At 59.3% G+C, this 388-nt stretch carries 1 protein-coding gene; it reads left to right on the top strand.

The window, feature by feature from the left end; genetic code table 11:
• Positions 1 to 68 precede the first annotated feature (68 nt).
• Positions 69 to 388, top strand: a 320-nt coding sequence (locus XI03_RS01525) for an IS5 family transposase (RefSeq protein WP_271591089.1), incomplete at its 3' end; no start/stop codon positions are given.

The following is a 388-nucleotide window of genomic DNA, read 5'->3' on the forward strand; positions in this document are numbered from 1 at the left end:
TAGGGTCTGTACCTAATTAGCGGGTTCTGATTCCCTCGCACCGAGTTGATTCGGCACGGGGGACTTCGATGCGCAAAGGACTGTTCTGGCTGAACGACAAGCAGTGGGCTCAGATACAGCCGCATCTGCCGACGAACCAGACCGGCCCGGCGCGCGATGACGATCGGCGCATCATCAGCGGTATCATTCACATGCTTCAGTGCGGCGCCCGCTGGCGCGACTGCCCGCCCGACTATGGTCCTTACACGACGATCTATAATCGCTTTAATCGCTGGGCCAAGCGCGGCCATTGGAGGGCGATCTTTGAAGCGCTCGCTCGCTGCGGCAAGGACAAAGTGACTTTGTCCATCGACTCCACCTCGATCAAAACGCATCGCTCGGCAAGCGG

This window comes from Bradyrhizobium sp. CCBAU 65884, assembly GCF_028128835.1.
GTDB classification, from domain to species: Bacteria; Pseudomonadota; Alphaproteobacteria; order Rhizobiales; family Xanthobacteraceae; genus Bradyrhizobium; species Bradyrhizobium ottawaense.